We start from the raw sequence: 16,018 nt of genomic DNA on the forward strand, positions 1-16,018 counted from the left end.
CGTGAATTATTGTTGATCAGTTAATCAAGTTGACCTGCCTAATTAACATAATCAACAAAAATAGCTAAATCAACTTAGACCTACGAGAGGTTCCTGAACAATTTCAGGAGACGACTTGATTTTTCTTTGTTCGAACAGCATGTAAATGAACACGCTGCTTAATGTACCTATGATACTGCCTACATACACATCGATAAAGAAATGTTGTGCCAGGTAAATTCTTGACCAGGCAGCAATCAGTCCCATTGTAATAAATAACGCGCCGGTCAGTTTATTCTTACTGATCAGTGCCAGGAAACAGAACATGGCAAAAGCCGTGGTGGTATGGCCTGAAGGAAAGCTACAGCTACTGTGTACAGTTACCCATTTCACGGTATGTATCAGGCTGGCATCGCCGAAATAGCTAATGGGCCTTGGTGCATTAAAGATATGTTTAGCCGTTTGTACTATTATAGTCACCAGCAACAGGATCGCTGCTGCATTAAAGAACAACCTGAATTTGCGTAATAACAGAATGATCGCCAGCATTATTGCAAAGGTGATCCCATCCCCGATGTAGGTTACGCCAGTCATTAAAACATCGGCCCATGGCGCGTGTGCATGATTGATAGCAAGAAATAATTCTTCATGTGTGAAGAAAAAGATCTGCAGTACTCCACCAGTTACTACCCATAACAGGAACGGAATGAAGAACCATGGGTTCTTTCCGAATAGTGTAATCAGCGTTTTCAATATTCGCGTTTTAAAAGTTGTAGGTTGTTATGGTCTGCCGGCGGACTAAATGCCGGCAGTTTTCTTTAATCTCAATTTCTCAGTGAATTGTTTAATAATTCTGAAAATCTTGATATAATAATCTTTGTTAAACAGCTGGGAATCGTTGAGCGCTTTCACAATCAGGAAAACCGCAATAGGTATCAGCACTATGTTGGAAAGCCACATGCCACTCCAGGTAGCCATCACATCCTTACGCGCCATCTTTTCCCCCACCATGAAAAATATATTAAAGATAACAAAGAATATAACGGCAAAAATGAGCGGAGTACCTAAACCCCCTTTTCTGATAATTGATCCCAGAGGGGCACCAATCAGGAACATGACAATACAGGAAAAGGCCAGTGTAAATTTCCGCTGCCATTCCACCTTATGAAGGAGCAGGGTATTATGCTTATCTGCAAATTCTCTGGAAGGGCCTTCAAGATTACTGATAGCATCACGGATATTCTGTTCTGTTCTCTCGGCAACATAACGCTGGGACTTCTCCGGTATTATGTCCTTGAAATGTTTTACTGTTAAGGGAGGTGCAGTAGCTAACCAGCCGGTGTCCTTCCATTTATAAAAAGGATACCGGGTTGTAATGTATGCGTTGACGGTACGGGTGAACATTTTCTCCTGCAGGGCCAGGGAGTCGATGGCTTTGTCCAGCTGCCTTACGTTCAGCATCTGCTGGTTGGAGGCAAAGAGACCCATATCCAGGCGGCTGAAAGCAAAAGAGCTGAGGTCGAATGCTTTTTTGTATTGCCGGAAGCCCAGGCGGATCATATCTCCGGGGATAGTGGCCGCACGGGTACCACGTTCTTCGTAGCGCCATCCTTTTTCCAGCACAAAGTATAGGAAGCGTTTGTCTTCAGACAGCAGCATGGTCCCTTTCTCAGCCAGGATCAGTTTATCCTGTCCGCCAGCGCTATGATCATAGATCATTACCTGGTGAATGGTTTTATTATCCTTTTCCTTGCTGGCCACTTTAATGGTATAGTCCGGTATATCGGTATAAAACACACCTGCCTTGATATTAAAGGCCGGTTTGGAGTTGGTGATATCGTATAAGAGTGATTTTGCCCGCAGGTTGGCCACCGGCATGGCATAGTTGTTAAAAAGGAAAGCGAGTACGGCAATGGTGGCACATACCAGCAGCAGGGGGCGCATAAAGCGCAGTAATGAAATGCCGGATGATTTCAGGGCCACCAGTTCAAAGCTCTCTCCCAGGTTCCCGAAGGTCATGATAGAGGATAAGAGCACAGCCAGGGGCAATGCCAGGGATACCAGGTTTGCGCTGGTATAGGTAATAAGTTCTATGATTACAGGAGTATCCAGCCCTTTTCCTACGAGGTCATCGATGTATTTCCATAGGAATTGCATGACCAGTACGAATAAAGTAACAAAGAAAGTGGCCACAAACGGACCTATAAATGTTTTAACGAGTAGCTTATCCAGTTTTTTCACAGCCGGCAGTTAATTAGAGACTTCCGGATCACAGTCCGAACTTTCCACAAATCTTACAAATTTAATATGAATTACGGACAGACCGTGATTTAAAATACCGTTAAATTATAAATTTACTACATGAAGATACCCGCATTAACACAGGAAGAGCAGGAATTGATTGATAATGCAGGATGGATCTACCTGAAGAACAGTGCTTTACAAAAGGTGATGGACTTGTTTGGTGTGTTGCAGGAAGAGTTGCAGGCACATCCTTTGACAGGTGAGTTCCCGTTTCCGGAAGGTTGTCTGGCAAAAGGGGGGAAGATTTCCCGGGGAGAGCGGTATAAGGAGTTGCCGTATGCGATCCTGGATTATCCCAGGCATTTTAGCAGAGAGAACATATTTGCGTTCCGGACCATGTTCTGGTGGGGGCATTATTTTAGCGCCACCCTGCATCTGGCGGGTGAGGCCAAAGACAGGCATAGCGGGGTTCTGGCAAAAGCATGGTCATTACTGGCCACTCATCAGTTCCAGATCTATGTTAGGGAAGACCCCTGGGAGCATGATTTTGGGAAGGGGAATTACAAATTAATATCAGCTATGCAGGCACAGGAATTTGAGCATCTTATATACCAGCTATCTTTTATTAAACTCGCTAAACCTTATAAATTAGCTCTTTGGGAAAAAATAATACCTGAAGTAGTAATGGACTACGCACTACTGCTACAGATATTAGTTAATAAGTAACATAATCAATTAGTTACCGATTCTGTGGAACAGGTCTTTCACCTGGTAATCCCACAGCTGGCTTTGATCAGCTATTTCTTTCTTTTCAGCAAAGTCTTTGACAATCAGGATTGTTTGGGTAGTTACTTCGGATATCTGGATGCGAAATTCAAAGAATTCTTCTTTGGGTGCATGTTTCCAATGTAAACGTATATACTCATTTTCCTGCTGCTCCAGTACTTCAGCTTCTTCCAGTGAACCATTCCATGAAAAGGAGAACACACCGTCCCTGTAGTCTACTTTATCCGCAAACCACTCCTGCAGCCCGGCGGGGGTCGACAGGAACTCGTAAAGGATACTTGGTGAGCACCGTACGGGGTATTCTAACTCATATTGCACTTTCTTTGACATCGCTCAAGTAATTAGTAATTCAATATCATCTGGCTGCAATTATAGAAAATTATTTATTCTGTCAAAATTATTTCATGGTTTTTTTTAATAATTGCCCCAAATCTTTTTACACTTTATAAATAACAATTCTATTATGAAAAATAGAAATACATTAGCATTTTGGGGACAAATTCAGACCCTTTTTGTTGCTGCGTATACGTTCCATGGGTTCAATAACGAACTTATGAATGATGAAACGTTTTTGCTTGAAAAGGATTTAACAAGTAAACATTTTTTTTGGCTACTGTCTAAAAAAACTTATTTTTGTCTTGCATTCATCAAATAGGTAACATTTTATTAACCTGTAACTGTTCCGAGTTATTATGTCAATGCGCCAACTGAAAATCACGAAGTCCATCACAAATAGGGAATCCCAGTCCCTGGAGAAATACTTACAGGAAATTGGGAAGGTGGATTTAATTACTCCGGAGGAAGAAGTAAACCTGGCCATCCGCATTAAGCAAGGAGATCAGAGAGCTCTCGAAAAGCTCACCAAAGCCAATTTACGTTTCGTGGTTTCTGTTGCAAAGCAGTACCAGAACCAGGGATTGTCACTGAGTGATCTGATAAACGAAGGTAATCTCGGTCTGATTAAAGCGGCCCAGCGTTTCGACGAAACCCGCGGGTTCAAATTTATCTCTTATGCCGTATGGTGGATTCGTCAGTCTATCCTGCAGGCATTGGCAGAACAGAGCCGTATCGTACGCTTACCGCTTAACAAAGTGGGTCTGAGCAATAAGATCAGCAAGGCTTATTCCCAGCTGGAACAGGAATTTGAGAGAGAACCGTCTCCGGACGAATTAGCTACCATCCTGGAAATCAATACGGAAGAAGTGGAAGCCACTTTAGGTGTTGCCGCCCGTCACGTATCCATGGATGCACCCTTCATTGATGGGGAAGATAATTCGTTGCTGGATGTACTGGCCAACCCGAATGCCGTAAGTGCAGATGAAGAACTGGAACACCACGATTCTCTGCGCCGCGAAATAGAACGCTCTTTATCTACCCTTACAGACAGACAGAAAGACGTGATCATCCTGTACTTCGGTATAGCTGTTGAACACCCAATGTCCCTGGAAGATATCGGTGAAAAATTTGGCCTTACCCGCGAAAGGGTACGTCAGATCAAAGATAAAGCGATCACCAAACTGCGTACTACTTCCCGTAGTAAGCTGCTGAGGAACTATCTTGGAAGCTGATTAATTGCTAAAAGCAATTAGCAAACATATTTAAAAGGTGAGTATCTACCCGATATTCACCTTTTTTTGTTAATTATAGCTGCCTACTGGTTTGCATGCTACTTTATACTATTTTTGCATCCCTTGGGAAAGCTCCCATTTTAAAAAAACAGATTAATAATGTTTGAATCATTATCAGAGCGGCTCGACTCGGCGTTCAAGCAACTGAAAGGTGAAGGCCGTATCAGCGAAATAAATGTGGCCAGCACGGTGAAAGAAATACGCCGCGCACTGGTGGATGCTGACGTAAACTATAAGATAGCCAAGGACTTTACAGACAGAGTAAGAGAAAAAGCCCTGGGTGAAAAGGTAATTACTGCCATTTCCCCCAGTCAGCTGATGGTGAAGATCGTAAAGGACGAACTGGCAGCCCTGATGGGTGGGGCAGAAGCCGAACTGGATACCAAATCCAATCCTTCCATTATCCTCATCGCAGGTTTACAGGGTTCCGGTAAAACCACCTTCTCTGGTAAACTGGCTAACTTCCTCAAAACCAAAAAAGGTAAAAAACCTTTGCTGGTAGCAGCAGATATCTACCGCCCTGCGGCGATAGACCAGCTGAAAGTACTGGGAGAGCAGATCGGTGTGGAAGTATACAACGAACCGGAAAACAAAAATGCAGTGCAGATAGCCCAGAACGCTATCCAGCATGCTAAACAGAATAATTACAACGTTATCATCATAGATACTGCCGGCCGTCTGGCTGTAGATGAAGTGATGATGATCGAAGTGGCCAACATCAAAACTGCTGTAAAACCCAACGAGATCCTTTTTGTCGTAGATGCTATGACCGGACAGGATGCTGTTAACACTGCCAAAGCGTTCAATGAACGCCTGGACTTCAGCGGTGTGGTACTGACCAAGCTGGATGGTGATACCCGTGGTGGAGCTGCCCTTACAATCAAATACACGGTGGAGAAACCCATCAAGTTTGTGAGTATGGGTGAAAAGCTGGATACCCTGGATGTATTCTATCCGGAACGTATGGCGCAGCGTATCCTGGGGATGGGTGATATCACCACCCTGGTAGAGCGTGCTCAGGAACAGTTCAATGAGGAGCAGGCTAAGAAACTGGAAAAGAAAATCCGTCAGAACCAGTTCGATTTTGATGATTTCCGTGAACAGTTACAGCAAATTAAGAAAATGGGTAACCTGAAAGACCTGATGGGCATGATCCCGGGGGTTGGAAAGGCCATTAAAGACCTGGATATCAGTGATGACGCATTCAAGGGTATAGAAGCTATGATAGGCTCTATGACGCCCCAGGAACGCGGAAATCCCGACGTGATCGATGGCAGCCGCCGCAAGCGTATTGCCAAAGGAGCAGGAAAAGAGATCCAGGATGTTAATCAATTTATGAAACAATTTGACCAAATGCGTCAAATGATGAAAATGATGAATAAATTTGGAACAGGCGGGAAAGGTTTAAAGGCGTTAGGGAGATAGAGATATTTTGGAATTGAGGCCTGTTTATCTCAATTCTGTAGAAAATATTTTGAACTTCCTTATTTACTACGTACTTTTGCAGCCCGATTAAATATTTTTTTAAACTCGCAAAAAAATAATTCGAATTATTTATGCCAGTAAAGATCAGATTACAACGTCATGGCGCTAAGAAGAGACCATTTTATTTTATTGTAGTAGCCGACGCTCGCGCGCCCAGAGATGGTAAATTCATCCAGAAGATCGGTACTTACAATCCGCTGACTGTTCCTGCATCTATCAATATAGATACAGAAAAAGCATTGCGTTGGTTGCAGAAAGGTGCACAACCTACTGACACAGTTAGAAGAATCCTGTCATTTAAGGGTGTTCTTTATTTGAAACACTTACTGAGAGGTGTTAAGCTGGGTCTGTTCGACGAACCTACTGCATTCCAGAAATTTGAACAATGGCAGGCTGAACACGAGCAGAAAGTTGCTGCCCGTCGTGATAGCAAAAAGCCAGCAAGAGCAGTTCAGCCAATTATTAAAAGGGTAGAAGATGCTCCTGCGCAGTCTGAAGGCAGCACTGAAGCTTAATTCAGCCTTTTAAGATCATATTGAAAAGGGAAATATTTGCTTGCAAATATTTCCCTTTTTCATGCAAAAGCATATGAATAATTATTTCAGTATCGGTAAACTGGTAGCTGTATTCGGCCTACAGGGGGAATACATCCTTAAGCATAGTCTGGGTAAAAAGACTACACTGCAGGGGGTAAATGCGCTTTTCGTTGAAGAACGCAAGAACTCCTTTATTCCGTACTTTGTAGAGAAAACCAGCCCAAAAGACCACGAACATGTATTCGTGAAGTTCGAAGGCATTGATAATAAAGAAGATGCCCGCCGTTTATTACAAATGGGGGTATACATGGAAGAAGCTGATTTCAAGAAACAAACAGCCTCCTCTGCACCTTTATCCCTGCTGGGCTTTACCGTACATGACAAACAACTGGGGGTACTGGGCGTTATTGAGGAAATTATTGAAATGCCTATGCAGGTACTGGCTAAGATAGTCATCACCGAAAAGGAAGTATTACTGCCTATCAATGACCAGTCACTCGTAAAAGTGGATAAGAAACAGCAGATTGTGCATGTAGACCTGCCCGAAGGATTACTGGATATATATTTAGCGTAACCATGAGAATAGATATCATTTCCGTACAACCCGGGCTGCTGGAAAGCCCTTTTTCGCACTCTATCTTAAAAAGAGCGCAAACAAAGGGATTGCTGGAAGTACACGTACATAACTTACGTGATTACTCCGTGCAGAAGCAAAAACAGGTAGATGACTACCAGTTTGGCGGAGGGGCCGGTATGGTAATGATGATCGAACCCATAGTAAGAGCCATCGAAACCTTACAGGAAACGGTGACATACGACGAAATTATATACCTGACACCCGACGGGGAAACGCTGAACCAGCAGATTGCCAACCAGTTATCCCTCAAAGGGAACCTGTTGCTGCTGTGCGGGCACTACAAAGGCATAGACCAACGCATCCGCGAACACTTTGTCACAAAGGAAATCTCCATCGGTGATTATGTATTGTCCGGCGGAGAACTGGCAGCTGCTGTACTCGTAGACGCCATCGGCCGCCTGATACCAGGAGTGCTGAATGACGAAACATCGGCCCTGCTGGACTCATTTCAGGACAATCTCCTGGCACCGCCTGTATATACCCGTCCGGAAGAATTCCGGGGCTGGAGGGTACCGGATGTGCTGTTAAGCGGGGATCATAAGAAGATAGACAACTGGCGGCATGAACAGGCGCTGGAGCGCACAAAGGAACGCCGTCCCGATTTATTATAGAAGATGCGGGAAATCTGAGGGAACGGGGTGGTAGTGTAACCGGGTTCTCAAATTTCTTTCTGATTTAATTTGGATTTTGATATTTCTTAAATTACCTTTGCACTCCGATAAATATTTGAATGATGAACGCTATTTCTTTTGTTCACGAGCAACTGACAGGTAACAAAACATACCCTAAGTTTAAGGCCGGTGACAACGTCACTGTAAATTATAAAATTGTAGAAGGTAACAAGGAGAGGATCCAGTCCTTTAAAGGGGACGTGGTGAAAATCCAGGGTACTGGCTTTACTGCATCTTTTACAGTTAGAAAAATCTCCGATGGAGTAGGTGTAGAAAGGGTATTCCCTATGTTCTCACCTAACATCGATAGTATCTTGCTGCATAAAGTAGGTAAGGTAAGAAGGGCTAAGCTGTATTATCTGCGCGAACGTGCTGGTAAAGCTGCCCGTATTAAAGAGAAAAGGGTTTAGTATAAATACAGGGAAATTAGTGATAACGGGGACCTTTCCGGTCTCCGTTTTTATTTCGTTTGGTGAAGATCGCACAGTGTTGCAGTCTTCACCTTTTCTATTTTATACGGCTGAGCTTTGACTCTTAAAATAAAATTAAAACTCCTCATGCCCCGTCCGGCATTGAAGAAATCCCGAATATAATTGTCTATCTTTGTTAGCTTAACATTATAAAAACTGAGAAAATGACTGCCGTTATCGCAAAAGCACCACTCTTATTGTTCCAGGATCTAGGTATGACTGAAATTCTTTTGATTGCAATGGTTGTACTGTTATTATTTGGTGGTAAGAAAATCCCTGAATTGATGAAGGGCCTTGGTAAAGGTATCCGTGAGTTCAATGATGCCAAGAATAACGTTCGTAAGGAAATTGAAGACGGTATGAAGGATCAGCCTTCTACTACCGATCAGAAAAGCGTTTGATATAACTGAAAGTCCCTTTAATCGGGGACTGCCTCAGTATCTTATTAATGTTCAAACTGTATTGGGGAACGAGGACTATCTCTGACCAATATGCCACCGGTATATTCCGGCACGCCAACCAAGCCTGGCCTACGTTTGATTAATTATCTTATCTTATTAAGCAATTAACTGGTTTGTCTAAATTCAGCAGTATATCAGCTTTCCATGAAGCACTATACGCCGGCAGAACTACCTGTACGGAGATGGTACACCTGTACTTGGATCGTATCGGTAAGACAAAACACCTGAATGCTTTCCTGGAAGTTTTTGAAAAAGAAGCCCTGGAGAAAGCTCAGGCACTCGACACCCGTATACAAAAAGGGGAACAGTTGGGGACGCTTGGGGGTGTTGTTGTGGGTATCAAAGATGTTATCTGTTACAAAGGGCACAAAATAAGCGCAGCTTCGCGCATGCTGGAAGGGTTCACTTCCCTGTATTCCGCCACCGCCGTAGAAAGGCTGCTGGCGGAAGATGCTATTATCATAGGCAATCTTAACTGTGACGAATTTGCCATGGGTTCCACAAATGAGAACTCAGCACATGGCCCTGTTCTTAACGCATTGGATAACAGCCGGGTTCCGGGTGGTTCTTCAGGCGGTTCGGCAGTAGCGGTACAGGCTGATCTGTGTATGGTAAGTCTTGGCAGTGACACAGGGGGCTCCGTAAGGCAACCGGCAGACTTTTGCGGTATAGTAGGCTTAAAGCCCACCTATGGCCGCATTTCACGGTACGGGCTGATTGCTTATGCGTCTTCTTTTGACCAGATTGGCATTTTTGGCAGGAATGTTGCAGACGTTGCGATAGTTCTACAAACCATTGCCGGGCCTGATGAGTATGATAGCACCGTTTCTACAGAAAAAGTGCCTGATTATCAATCACTGGACAATAAATCCTGGAAAATAGCGTATCTAAAGGATGCGTTAATGCATCCGGGACTGGACGAAGAAATGAAAGAAGGCTACGGGCTCTTCTTAGAAGAGCTGGAAACCGTTGGTAATACTGTCTCTGCCGCGGATTTCGCCTATCTCGATTACGTAGTTCCTGCATATTATGTATTAACTACTGCCGAGGCCTCCTCTAACCTTTCAAGGTTCGATGGAGTAAAATACGGGCATAGAACTCCCTTAAAAAACCTGGATCTGGTTGATTTTTATAAAAAAAGCAGATCAGAAGGTTTTGGAATGGAAGTAAAACGGCGTATATTACTGGGGACATTTGTGCTGAGTGCAGGGTATTATGATGCCTATTATACGAAAGCTCAACAAGTTAGAAGACTGGTAGTAGATAAATTATCGGAAATCTTATCCCAATACGACGCGATTATTATGCCAACAGTGCCTTCAACGGCATTTAAAATAGGGGAGAAAACAAACGATCCTATAGCCATGTACCTGGCAGACATTTATACGGTACTGGCAAATCTGGCAGGGGTTCCGGCTATTTCGGTCCCTTTGCGGCGGCATTCAAACGGGATGCCGTATGGTGTACAGATCATCACAAAGCAATTTAGCGAAGCGAACCTGTTAAGCATTGCAGAACATGTAATGCAAACAAGACAGGTCACTCCTGTTTAAAATAAATATGTGTATGAGGAAATTCTTATTAGTACTGCTGTTACCTGCTTTGGGTGCATGGCATTCTGAGGCGAAAGGGAACAACAGGGTATCTGTAAACACGGCATCTTCCTATGGGGCGCCGGATACTACAGTACTGAACCACAAAGTGCGTTTGCCTAAGGACACTACGGTGCCTTCCGCAACCTCTGTAACAGTGCGTCAGAACGCACAAAGCCTGCCCGCCAGCATTAGTAGTCCCAAGGTCTACGAACAAATCAATAATAACATAGTAGCAGGTTACATTAACAACTTTGCCAGCAGATATAGCCAACACCTGCAGGTAATGATTGCCAAAGGACAGCCATACTTCATCATGGTTGAAAAGATCTTCAGAGAAAATGGGATCCCCGAGGAAATGAAATACCTGGCTGTGATAGAATCCAGCTTTAATACAAATGCCCGTTCCCGCGTAGGAGCTGTAGGCGCCTGGCAGTTTATGTCCGGTACTGCACGCATCTTCGGACTGAGCGTTGGTAAAAAAGTGGACGAACGGAAAGATTTCTACAAATCAACCGTGGCAGCAGCAAAATTCTTAAATGAACTTTACGACCAGTTCGGCGATTGGCTCCTGGTAGTAGCAGCTTATAACTGTGGTGCAGGTGGCGTAAAACGTGCCATGAATGCAAGCGGTCGCAGCGATTTCTGGGGTATGCAGTATTTCCTGCCTGCTGAATCACGTAACCACGTGTACAAATTCATCGCTACAGGTTATATATTAGACAGGTTCAATAACTTCTTCGGTGTGGGCGACGATGGTGCTAAAATCATCCCGACCAACATCCCGGCTTCTGCAGCAATAGTAAGCTCTATGGCTTCAGAACTCACAGAAGAAGAAATGTTCAACACCGTAGAATTCAACATTTCCGGTAAATACAGGATGGATGCAATTGCCAAACGCCTGAATATGGAAAGAACTGAACTGGACCACCTGAACCCCGATTTCGAGAAATTGATGTCAGGTCCGTCTAACAGCTACGATTTACGTGTGCCTAAAGAGAAAATGCAACAGTTCCAGGCAGAAAAAGAAGAAATCCTGAAAGAATCTCTTCAGATGATGCTGGATGATAAAGCAAGTGGTGTAGATAAATCTAAGTTCCCGCCGCCAGCAAAATTGGCAGCGATTCCTGAAGCGAAAGCAAAGAGAACTTATACTTCTACAAGAGCGAAACACACAGTAAAACACAGAACAGCGGTAAAGAGCAAATCAGCAGCTAAGAAAAGAACAGCAGCTAAGAAAACAACTACCACTGCAACTAAGAAAGCTACCAAATAAAGATATTCTTATAAAGAACGAAAAGGCTGGTCATATGACCAGCCTTTTCTGTTGGGGGCCAGTTTGATTTTTGGATGATTTTGGGTGCATGGCGAAGCCCTGCAAAACCCTTCCCTTTTTTTTGATGGTGCTTTAGCACCACCAAAAAAAAGTAAACCCGCAGCATTATACAAACGCTGCGGGTTTATCTATCTAAAGAATAATATTATACGCCACTTGTCTGCAAACGATTCGTCTCTATTCTTTTCACCAGATCCAGTATCGGCCCTGTCATAAAGGTAGTAGCCAATGCCATCAGTACCATCATCGCAAATATCTCAGGAGTCAGAATACCAAGATCATAACCGATATTCAATACCACCAGCTCCATCAAACCTCTTGTATTCATCAAAGCGCCTATCGCTAAAGAATCTGTCCAGGACTGCCCCATCAGCTTCGCCGCCGCCGCGCTTCCTCCTAATTTACCGGAAACCGCTACCAGCATAATCATTCCGAATACTGTCCAGAGATGCCCCTGACCCAGTAAACCGATCTGCGTCCGTAAACCCGTAAAGGCAAAGAAGATAGGTAACAATAATAATACACTCACATCTTCCAATTTATTCGTCAGCAACTTCTGTACAGAGACTTCTGCCGGCATAATCACACCTGCCAGGAAAGCCCCGAACAACGCATGAATACCAATCACCTCAGCAGCCCATGCAGAAAACAGTAATATCAGAAATGCCAGCGCAACAATAGATTTCTCCCTGCCTTTAGCTTCAAACTGTTTAAACTGTTTCGCAATCCAGGGTTTTATCACATACAGCATCGCACCTACAAATACCAGCGCCATCCCCAATGTAAGCGCTGCACTCCACAGCGTACCCGCTTTCACGATGGTGATCACCACCGCAAGAATACACCAGGCCGTTACATCATCTGCTGCTGCACAGGTAATCGCCAGCAAGCCAAGAGGTGTTCCGCTCAGTTTACGCTCCTGTACAATACGGGCCAGCACCGGAAAAGCTGTGATACTCATAGCAATACCCATGAACAGTGCAAAAGACAGGAAGCTCACATTCGCCGGAGAAAACTGCGGATATATATGATATGCCAGCCATACACCTAAAAAGAAAGGCACCACAATACTGGCATGACTGATCATCACAGCATCATGTGCTTTGTTCTTTATCTTATGGGTATCCAGTTCCATACCCACTACGAACATAAAGAACGCCAGCCCTATCTGACTGAGAAACTGTAAGTTTTTGAAGCTGTCCGCCGGGAACAGAAAAGCGCTGGTATCATGAGATAGCCAACCCAGGAGGGAAGGCCCCAGACAAATCCCTGCCACAATCTCACCCACCACAGCCGGTTGCCCGATTCGGCCGGCCAGCCAGCCAAACACACGGGCCACTATCAATATTAATATGATCTGCAATAGCAATAATGCCAGCGGATGTTGTATATTATGTACTAAAGACGTCCATACAGTTTCATGAGCAGAAACTGTTGCCGTTGTTGATGAGGTAGTTGTAACAACAGGGCCGCTTTTTACTGATAATGTACTGCCCTGCTTTATAATAAACCAGGTCAGGCATCCGAAAAATCCTATAATAAGCGGGTACAACAACAATCGTTTATTCATATCATTCCTTATTAATTGTGAGAAAGATAATAATAAATATCCTGTCGAGGGCATATTTACCCCTCTCACAATGTTAAATAGGTTTGAACTTTTTAATGAGTAATCGTAGCTTAGATACTCATACATTATATTGCCACGAATATGGATAACAGGAGAGATTTTATTAAGAAAGCCGCATTATTATCCGGCGGCGCAGGTTTATTGGGTGTATTACCCGCTTCTATTCAAAAAGCATTAGCAATCGATCCCGCTCCTGGCAGCACTTTTCTGGACGCAGAACATATTGTTCTGCTGATGCAGGAAAACCGCTCATTCGATCATTGTTATGGTACATTAAAAGGCGTAAGAGGATTCAACGATCCGAGGGCTATTACACTGCCTAATAAAAACCTGGTATGGCTGCAGTCCAACAAAGAAGGCGAAACATATGCGCCATTCCGGCTGGATCTGAAAGATTCCAAAGCGACCTGGATGAGTTCTCTTCCGCATTCCTGGGAAAACCAGGTAGATGCCCGCAATGATGGCAAATATGATAAGTGGCTGGATTCCAAAAGGTCCGGTAACAAGGAATATGCAGATATGCCATTGACCATGGGGCATTACACCCGGGAAGATATCCCTTTCTATTATTCACTGGCAGATGCCTTCACTGTGTGTGACCAGAACTTCTGCTCTTCTCTTACAGGTACCACTCCCAACCGCTTATATTTCTGGACAGGCACCCTTCGTTCCGGCGCAAAAGCCGATGGGCAGCCAAATGTCAGGAATAGTGAAGTGGATTATGGTTTCCCTGCCAACTGGACTACCTTCCCGGAAAGACTGGAAGACAACGGTATCTCCTGGAAAGTATACCAGAACGAAATAAGCGTAGGAGTAGGATTTGAAGGAGATGAAGATGCGTGGCTGGCTAACTTCACTGATAATCCCCTGGAATGGTTCGCTCAGTATCATGTGAGTTTTTCTATCCCGCATTATAAAGACGTACAAAAACAAATCGCAAAGTTATCCGAAGAAATAAAGAATTCTCCTGATGAAGAAAAGCAGAAAAAGCTGACAGAGCTGAAAGAGTATGCTGCCAAATGGCGCCCGGAAAAATTCGCGCAGCTCTCCCAAAAGGAAAGGAACCTGCATGAAAAGGCGTTTACTACCAATAAAAAAGATCCTGCTTATCATTCCATCACTACCCTTAATTATAAGGATGGAGATAAGGAGAGAACAATGACCGTTCCCAAGGGAGATGTTTTACATCAGTTCCGGGAAGACGTAAAGACCGGCCAGCTGCCGACCGTTTCCTGGCTGGTTGCTCCTGAAAACTTCTCAGACCACCCCGGCGCACCCTGGTATGGTGCCTGGTATGTATCCGAAGTAATGGATATCCTTACCCAGGACCCGGAAGTATGGAAGAAAACAATCTTCATCCTGGCTTATGATGAGAATGACGGAGATTTCGATCATATCCCTCCGTTTGTATCACCTCACCTGCCCGGAACAGGATTTGTTTCCAGAAAGATAAACACCGCAGCTGAATACGTAACCCGTGAACAGGAATTGAGTAAGCCCGGTATGAAAGCTGCAGATGTAAGGGAAAGTCCTATCGGGCTTGGATACAGAGTACCACTGGTAATTGCCTCTCCCTGGAGCAGGGGAGGATGGGTGAATTCCCAGGTATTTGACCATACCTCTACATTGCAGTTCCTGGAGGAATTCCTTGGGCATAAGACAAAGAAAAGGATTGTAGAGAGTAATATCAGTCAGTGGCGCCGTACTGTTTGCGGTGACCTGACTTCCGTTTTCCGTCCATACAACGGCGAAAAGATCACCCTGCCAAAATACTTAGACAGGGACCCTTTCATAGAAAGCATCCACAAGGCACAATTTAAAAATGTACCATCCGGTTTCCGTAAACTGACAGCAGCAGATATTGCCGCCATCAACCATAATCCTGCTGCATCTCCACTAATGCCCAAACAGGAAGAAGGTATCAGTAACTCCTGTGCGTTGCCCTATGAACTGACAGTGAACGGGCATTTATCCGGAAAAGCGTTTGCCATTGAATTCCAGGTTGGTGATACATTGTTCAAAAAGAAGTCGGCCGGTGCACCATTTAACGTATACGCCCCCGGGAAATATCAGTCCAGGCGTGACAACAAAATGGAAGGCGTAAGAACATGGTCTTACGCGGTATCAGCAGGTGATGAACTCACCGATAAATGGGTACTGTCTCAGTTTGAAAATGAAAAATATCATCTGAAAGTATATGGTCCTAATGGCTTCTTCCGGGAATTCAAAGGAGATAAGGACGATCCTAAGATGGAAGTTTACTGCTATAACGAGCATTTTACAGGCAATCTGAATATAGAATTCTCCAGCTCCGCTATGTACAGTATTGAAATTACAGACAACGGTTACAAGAGCGGTGACCATTCATTCGTTATTCCCGGCAAGGGCAGTATTAAGCTGGATCTTAGCCAGAGTTTCGGCTGGTATGATTTCACAGTAAGGGCAAAAGGATATACAACATTTGAACAACGCTTTGCAGGAAGAGTGGAAACAGGGAAAGCCAGTTTCACAGATCCGTTGATGGGAAGGGTAAAGCTCTGATTTGTAACAATTGTGGAATGAT

14 protein-coding genes and 1 pseudogene are annotated in these 16,018 nt (G+C 44.2%); 11 read left to right on the forward strand and 4 right to left on the reverse strand.

Annotated elements, in window-relative coordinates:
* Positions 1-69 precede the first annotated feature (69 nt).
* Both BMW86_RS13165 and BMW86_RS13170 read right to left on the reverse strand, forming a co-directional pair.
* Positions 70-732, reverse strand: a complete 663-nt coding sequence (locus BMW86_RS13165; protein ID WP_177189250.1) for a phosphatase PAP2 family protein — start codon at positions 730-732, stop codon at positions 70-72.
* Between the two features lie 45 nt (positions 733-777).
* Positions 778-2,220, reverse strand: coding sequence for an LptF/LptG family permease (locus BMW86_RS13170; RefSeq protein ID WP_089782214.1), 1,443 nt, complete (start codon positions 2,218-2,220; stop codon positions 778-780).
* A 120-nt stretch (positions 2,221-2,340) separates the two neighbouring features.
* Between BMW86_RS13170 and BMW86_RS13175 the strand changes: the two genes are divergently transcribed.
* Positions 2,341-2,949 carry a hypothetical protein gene (locus BMW86_RS13175; protein ID WP_089782215.1) on the forward strand — a complete coding sequence of 203 codons (609 nt, stop codon included), beginning with the start codon at positions 2,341-2,343 and terminating at the stop codon, positions 2,947-2,949.
* Positions 2,950-2,958: 9 nt separating this feature from the next.
* Here the strand turns inward: BMW86_RS13175 and BMW86_RS13180 are convergent, their stop codons facing one another.
* Entirely contained in the window at positions 2,959-3,339 is a 381-nt protein-coding gene (locus BMW86_RS13180; RefSeq protein WP_089782216.1) for an START-like domain-containing protein, read from the reverse strand.
* A gap of 368 nt (positions 3,340-3,707) precedes the next feature.
* Here BMW86_RS13180 and BMW86_RS13190 point away from each other — a divergent pair, with 368 nt between their 5' ends.
* The 9 genes and pseudogenes from BMW86_RS13190 (at position 3,708) to BMW86_RS13230 (ending at position 11,765) form a co-directional block, all read left to right on the forward strand.
* Positions 3,708-4,577, forward strand: a complete 870-nt coding sequence (locus tag BMW86_RS13190) for a sigma-70 family RNA polymerase sigma factor (protein ID WP_089782218.1) — start codon at positions 3,708-3,710, stop codon at positions 4,575-4,577.
* A 159-nt stretch (positions 4,578-4,736) separates the two neighbouring features.
* Entirely contained in the window at positions 4,737-6,062 is a 1,326-nt protein-coding gene (ffh, locus tag BMW86_RS13195) for a signal recognition particle protein (RefSeq protein WP_089782219.1), read from the forward strand.
* 131 nt (positions 6,063-6,193) lie between these two features.
* Positions 6,194-6,445, forward strand: a pseudogene (gene rpsP, locus BMW86_RS33170) (30S ribosomal protein S16); the annotation flags it as partial.
* Positions 6,446-6,698: 253 nt separating this feature from the next.
* Entirely contained in the window at positions 6,699-7,232 is a 534-nt protein-coding gene (gene rimM / locus BMW86_RS13205; protein WP_255372916.1) for a ribosome maturation factor RimM, read from the forward strand.
* Between the two features lie 2 nt (positions 7,233-7,234).
* A complete protein-coding gene (gene trmD, locus BMW86_RS13210; protein WP_089782221.1) occupies positions 7,235-7,906 on the forward strand; it encodes a tRNA (guanosine(37)-N1)-methyltransferase TrmD in 672 nt (223 codons plus the stop codon).
* A 122-nt stretch (positions 7,907-8,028) separates the two neighbouring features.
* Positions 8,029-8,376: a 50S ribosomal protein L19 gene (rplS, locus tag BMW86_RS13215; protein WP_089783671.1), complete on the forward strand. Its 348-nt coding sequence runs from the start codon at positions 8,029-8,031 to the stop codon at positions 8,374-8,376.
* 224 nt (positions 8,377-8,600) lie between these two features.
* Positions 8,601-8,837 carry a Sec-independent protein translocase subunit TatA/TatB gene (locus tag BMW86_RS13220; protein WP_089782222.1) on the forward strand — a complete coding sequence of 79 codons (237 nt, stop codon included), beginning with the start codon at positions 8,601-8,603 and terminating at the stop codon, positions 8,835-8,837.
* 173 nt (positions 8,838-9,010) lie between these two features.
* Positions 9,011-10,450 (forward strand): Asp-tRNA(Asn)/Glu-tRNA(Gln) amidotransferase subunit GatA, encoded by a 1,440-nt coding sequence (gene gatA, locus BMW86_RS13225; protein WP_089782223.1) that lies wholly within the window; start codon positions 9,011-9,013, stop codon positions 10,448-10,450.
* A gap of 13 nt (positions 10,451-10,463) precedes the next feature.
* Positions 10,464-11,765: a lytic transglycosylase domain-containing protein gene (locus BMW86_RS13230; protein WP_177189251.1), complete on the forward strand. Its 1,302-nt coding sequence runs from the start codon at positions 10,464-10,466 to the stop codon at positions 11,763-11,765.
* Between the two features lie 205 nt (positions 11,766-11,970).
* Here the strand turns inward: BMW86_RS13230 and BMW86_RS13235 are convergent, their stop codons facing one another.
* Positions 11,971-13,395, reverse strand: a complete 1,425-nt coding sequence (locus tag BMW86_RS13235; RefSeq protein WP_089782225.1) for a cation:proton antiporter — start codon at positions 13,393-13,395, stop codon at positions 11,971-11,973.
* 141 nt (positions 13,396-13,536) lie between these two features.
* Here BMW86_RS13235 and BMW86_RS13240 point away from each other — a divergent pair, with 141 nt between their 5' ends.
* Positions 13,537-15,996, forward strand: coding sequence for a phosphocholine-specific phospholipase C (locus BMW86_RS13240; protein WP_089782226.1), 2,460 nt, complete (start codon positions 13,537-13,539; stop codon positions 15,994-15,996).
* Positions 15,997-16,018: the final 22 nt, after the last annotated feature.

The sequence above is a fragment of the Chitinophaga sp. YR573 genome, assembly GCF_900110995.1.
Classification (GTDB): domain Bacteria; phylum Bacteroidota; class Bacteroidia; order Chitinophagales; family Chitinophagaceae; genus Chitinophaga.